Annotated in this window: 7 protein-coding genes and 1 pseudogene; 3 read left to right on the forward strand and 5 right to left on the reverse strand. The window is 43.3% G+C overall.

Going from position 1 to position 4,899, the window contains the following annotated elements:
* Positions 1 to 283 precede the first annotated feature (283 nt).
* Entirely contained in the window at positions 284 to 412 is a 129-nt protein-coding gene (locus Q0991_RS11855) for a hypothetical protein (RefSeq protein WP_299488706.1), read from the forward strand.
* 9 nt (positions 413 to 421) lie between these two features.
* On the opposite strand, the gene Q0991_RS11860 is transcribed toward Q0991_RS11855, so the two are convergent.
* Positions 422 to 763, reverse strand: a complete 342-nt coding sequence (locus tag Q0991_RS11860; protein WP_299488709.1) for a type II toxin-antitoxin system HicB family antitoxin — start codon at positions 761 to 763, stop codon at positions 422 to 424.
* Entirely contained in the window at positions 760 to 1,014 is a 255-nt protein-coding gene (locus Q0991_RS11865; protein ID WP_299488712.1) for a type II toxin-antitoxin system HicA family toxin, read from the reverse strand. Before Q0991_RS11865 ends, Q0991_RS11860 begins: the two co-directional genes overlap by 4 nt.
* Positions 1,015 to 1,238: 224 nt before the next feature.
* On the opposite strand from Q0991_RS11865, the gene Q0991_RS11870 reads away from it, so the two are divergent.
* Positions 1,239 to 1,691, forward strand: coding sequence for a hypothetical protein (locus tag Q0991_RS11870; RefSeq protein WP_299488715.1), 453 nt, complete (start codon positions 1,239 to 1,241; stop codon positions 1,689 to 1,691).
* A 149-nt stretch (positions 1,692 to 1,840) separates the two neighbouring features.
* Here Q0991_RS11870 and Q0991_RS11875 read toward each other — a convergent pair whose 3' ends face one another.
* The 3 genes and pseudogenes from Q0991_RS11875 to tnpA form a co-directional block, all read right to left on the reverse strand.
* Positions 1,841 to 2,362 carry an ATP-binding protein gene (locus Q0991_RS11875; protein WP_299488719.1) on the reverse strand — a complete coding sequence of 174 codons (522 nt, stop codon included), beginning with the start codon at positions 2,360 to 2,362 and terminating at the stop codon, positions 1,841 to 1,843.
* Positions 2,355 to 3,452, reverse strand: coding sequence for a CRISPR-associated endoribonuclease Cas6 (gene cas6, locus Q0991_RS11880; RefSeq protein ID WP_299488722.1), 1,098 nt, complete (start codon positions 3,450 to 3,452; stop codon positions 2,355 to 2,357). The genes Q0991_RS11875 and cas6 overlap by 8 nt, the downstream gene beginning before the upstream one ends.
* 235 nt (positions 3,453 to 3,687) lie before the next feature.
* Positions 3,688 to 4,105, reverse strand: a pseudogene (gene tnpA / locus Q0991_RS11885) (IS200/IS605 family transposase).
* On the opposite strand from tnpA, the gene Q0991_RS11890 reads away from it, so the two are divergent.
* Positions 4,072 to 4,899: transposase (locus Q0991_RS11890; protein ID WP_299488725.1), on the forward strand; the 828-nt coding region annotated here is incomplete at its 3' end. The pseudogene tnpA and the gene Q0991_RS11890 sit on opposite strands and share 34 nt — an antisense overlap.

Consider the following 4,899-nt stretch of genomic DNA (forward strand, 5'->3'; position numbering starts at 1 on the left):
CCAGATCCCATCAAAGAATTATAAATCCGTGGCCCTGGCCACCCCTCAACCCCGAGCCAGCCAGCAGAGATCCCTGAAACCATCAACCAGCCTCGAAAGGCGATTCCAAAGACTAGATCTTAGTCAGAAGCGCATTGCTCAAAAGGCCAGGAAACGAGTTAGACTTGAGCATGTGAGAGTTACAAAGAAAGGTTCTGGGCAATTCTGGATCATCGAGAGAGGTTCACGAAAACCTTTTTTGAGAGCGGCGTTCAACACCTCCAAATTTTGTTGGGAATGTGCCTTGGAGCTTGAGGCAACGTTTGATGTACAACAAGTGATCGAGCTGCGGCCACCAGAAGCGATGGAGCGGATCGGGGAGATGGTTGGAGACTTTCAGGATCGGGAGCGAGTGGCCTTATCTTGGGGATGATCGCGAGAGCTACTTCGATGTCTGTAGATAGTTCTCTAGCGCTTCAGTCACGAGAGCATTGAGATTGATCCCCCGTTGCTGAGCTGCGATCGCAGCTTGTCTATGAAGTTGAGTTCCAGGTCGAATATTGAAGCTCCCCTTGAAGGAGTGCTCAGGCTCTATTGCGTTTTCAGCACAATCGGTTAGATACTCATCAATGGCTTCTTGAAAAGCTGCTTTGAGTGATTGAATATCAGTCCCTTCATAGCTAATCAGACTGCGGATGAACTCAACCTTGCCATAAAACACTTCGTCTTCGTTGCTGAAATGGACCGATCCAAAATAACCTTGATATTCCATCATATTTTTCATATCAGCCCTTCCTCCTCTAAAATGTCGATGACTTGTTCAATTTGATATTTCTTCAATAGGTTGCGCGGATGAGGTTTATGAAGACTGATGACAAGGCCGTCTGAATTAATGAAACGTCTCCTAGACCCGCCAGTTTTACCAGTGGAGACTTCAGAAAATTGAAAGATGGACAGTAGAACAACCAACTCATCCCAAGTAAAGTCTTTTGGGCGTGTGAGGAAGCGTTTGATGAGCTTTTCTTTCCGGGTCATGCTCAATACCAGCGCTATTATCATTATCTAAAGGTTTATCAGCAATTGCAACTATTTCTAGTTGCAATTATGTTCATATCAGTGATCGTTCACTAACCCAAAAGCCTGAACGTACCTACCCTCTCTTACTCATAGAGCCAGAGGTCTATTGGGTAGATACAGCAAAACAATTGACAAAACCAAAAGTATGACTATCATGTCTGCAACGTCTTTGGGTATGGGTAATGTTTGATCGCAGGGATGAACTGTTTCAGGTAATTCTGAACAAAGCCTTTCAGATGCTGGAGCATTTTGTCTTAGGGATTGAATTACCCACTTGGTTAGCTCCTTTGAGTATGTTGGGCCTCCTTGCCGCATTTATAAGGTTGCTACCCTCTATCCAAAAGGGTTCAATACTGGCGGGTGTGGGTGGTTACCTACTGTTAGGCGTATTGTTGGTCAATGCGGTGGCGTTATCCTTGTTTTTGTTTGTACCAGGGAAGCTGATTACGTTTAAGACCCCATCATCAGCTCAAGCGGGATGTCATCTCCTGAAAATATTATTGATGGGTTTCTTCGTGATGTTGAAGAGTCTGGTAGCAGTTTCCCTGCAAGTCATATTCGACCTGTCAGTATTAATCCTTGCAGTTCTGACCTATCCATCCCGTAGGACTCCAATTTACCTGAACCCATGTTGAGTTAGCACAGTCCAGTAGAAAGACCTTACCCACGACACACACACACAAAACCTGACTGTCTGTTGAACCACCAATTTTTGTCTAAGATTTCGTGTATATAAGATATGGGTCGAATATTTTATCTTCAGATTTAGCCAAGCCAATAATGGTTAATCTAACGTGGCAAGAATACTTGATAACTCATCCCTGCTAAAATTGTCCTGTGAGTCTGGATTCACTTGAACTAACCTAATAAAACCTTCTGATTCAGTAGGTGGAGTTTCATTTAGATACTTTGCATATTGAATAATCACATCTATGGGTACATTTCGAGAGCGACTTTGATTTCTGTGAATACAAACTTTGATTGGAGTACTTAAGTGCCAGCAAAGCCACTTTAACCGCAAGGTTGAATACTCTTCTAAAAAGTCCCGTCTCCAAGAAGCCCTTATATTCGTAGCATCATAAATAATGGAACTCTTGCTCTGAACAGCCTCACCAATCTGATGAGAAATACATTGGCTGATCTCCTGCCAGTCTCCCTGTATTATTTCAGCACCGAATAGTTGTTCCCGAATCTGATCAGGCGATATCACAATTGAATGAGGAATCAGCTCCCTTAATTGGTGGGCAAATGTAGTTTTGCCAGAACCAGGAATGCCAACTAAGAAGTGGCAATTGAGACTACCCATTTTTGTAGGCACGTCTTGCAAGTTTGCAGTAAGTTTTTACTGTAAGATATGGAATTTCAAGATCATCTGCAATGTCTGATAATGCATGACCCATTTCTCTGCGGGCTAGGATTGTTGCCCATGTTTGGGCCGTATGCAACGCCCGCTCCTTACCTTGGCGTTTTCTTTGAGAACGAAAGAGGTGGGTGAGTTCATCTATTCTCTCACTCAATAATAGTTCTGAATGGGTGGGAATATGGTCTTGCCAATGGGGTTCCCAGCCGATTCTAGTAACACCCAGTCCAAATGCAGTTTTGTGGCCAGTCCCACAATAGGGAGCTAAATTCGCAAGCGTTGAAAAAAGTTTAGCAAACTCACTTTTTTCAGGGGGTTGTTTTAAACATCCCAGTTCAATTGTACCGATAAATCCAGTGATGCTGCCCCGCTTACCTGCAACCGTTTTAACACTGCTGAGCTGGTGACGCAGCAAAAAAACATTATCATCAACCCAGTCCAAGAAGTTTTCCATATTCACTTCTTGGTTACTAAAGGTATTCCACCGTCGTAAATAGCTATGGAAGAGATTGCGAGGGATGGGTAAGGGGAGATGATGGCCCCTACTTCTGAAGCTTGTGGGGCTTAGAAAGTTCAAGGCCAGTTTGTCCATCAGAGGAGTTTTCGTCAGCTTCGAATATGTGAGTGGTGCAAGTTCAATACCTGGATCACTGATGCAAAATACCGTATCGAATAACTGGAGATGATCAGGTAAATTCTTGACCCAGGTTCCTAACCACGTCGCCAGAGGTTGAGAAAGGGCAGTGATAGAAATTTGATAACTCTGATTAGCTTGGACAAAGATTTTCGAACGCTTTGAAGTGAGGGAACCTTGTAATCTTGACAAGGTAAAGTTCTTTTCTGTTTGGTTGTCATGCATCACTTCAGACAGGTCTGGATTGCTCTCGCGGACCTGATCTAAGAACCATGCATGGAGACCCACTGAATATTTAGGAAGTAGCAAGCTGTCTTCTTCAGGTTTCAGGGTCAATTTAAGACCAAGTAACTCAGTGGACTTTGGCCATTTTAGATTAACTGTCTGGGGAATATGGGTCACAGTCTCGGATGATACAGACGACTTATAAACGTTAGTAAACAAGGCTATTAATAAATGGATGCCTAGATTAAATTGTGATGTTGACGAAATTAATTGTCATAGGAATGAATCGAAATTTTATCACTGATGCGATCGCAAAGCCGGGAGAGCATCCCCGTGTCTACATTTTTGTGATCACCTACGGTCGATATTCTAGGATAAAGTCCTAATCTTTTTAGGACGGCTGTTCCTGATTCTAGGTATATTCAATCAACACCTCTAAATGGTGCCCCACCTGCAGAGGAGACGAAATAACTCGGACTCCATAGAAGCTTTGGTAATTCAGATTTGCCATATCGGCTCCTAGACACTTCCCTGATTGAATTTACGATCTGAGACATCGTTTACTTAGGTGGATACTCAATCAACGTATGAACATGATCGGCCTCACCATTGAACTCTAGAACCTGGAAATTCGTTTTCTGAGCATTGGATCTAGAGGCACCCTCAACCACAGGAAGACCTTTTGCCTGATAATCTTCCTTCCTGAATTTAGTCACACAAATCAATTGAATTTTCAGGTCAGAAACACAGTGTTTTTGTCCTTGAAAATTTAGTACGTGAGTACTATGATTAAGATATGAGGCTCCGCTATCAATACAGAGTATATCCATCAAAAAATCAGCAGACCAAATTAGCTCAGCTATTTGGTTGTTGTCGCGTTGTTTGGAATGATGCTTTGGCATTCGTGAAGCAGTCAGAACAGTTTCCTAAAAACTCGGACCTCCAAAAGATTTGCATTACTCAGGCTAAGCGTACTGAACAGCGCTCATGGCTAAAGGAGGTTTCCAACATCCCTTTGCAGCAGTCTATTGCCGATTTAGGCGTTGCCATCAAAAACTATTTTGATTCTCGTAAGGGCAAACGCAAAGGGGCAGCAATGGGCTTCCCTCGGTTTAAGAAAAAGGATAATCGCCAATCCGCCCGATTTCGTATAGGTGGATTCTCCATCAAAAATGGCAAGGTGTATTTGGCAAAGATCGGTCACTTAAAGACGAAGTGGTCTAGACCTTTACCGAGTGAACCTAGCTCAGTCACGATTATCAAAGACCGCAGGAATCGCTATTTCCTGAGCTTTGTGGTTGAAACACAGGTGCAGCACTCACCTGCTGCCAATGATGCCGTTGGGGTGGACTTGGGTATCAAAACCTTTGCGGTTTTGAGTACGGGAGAAAAGATTGATAGCCCCAGTTATCAAAAATTTAGCCGTAAAATCAAGCGGTTTCAACGGCGATTATCTAAGCGGGTGAAAGGGTCCAAGCGCAGAGAATTAGCTCGATTACAGGTGGCTAAGGTTAAAGCAAAACTCAGAGATACTCGCAAAGACTTTTTGCATAAGTTGTCTTCTAGATTGGTCAACGACAACCAAGTGATCGCTTTAGAAGACTTGAACGTAAAGGGAATGGTC

Source organism: Acaryochloris sp. IP29b_bin.137 (assembly GCF_028285745.1).
GTDB lineage: Bacteria > Cyanobacteriota > Cyanobacteriia > Thermosynechococcales > Thermosynechococcaceae > Acaryochloris.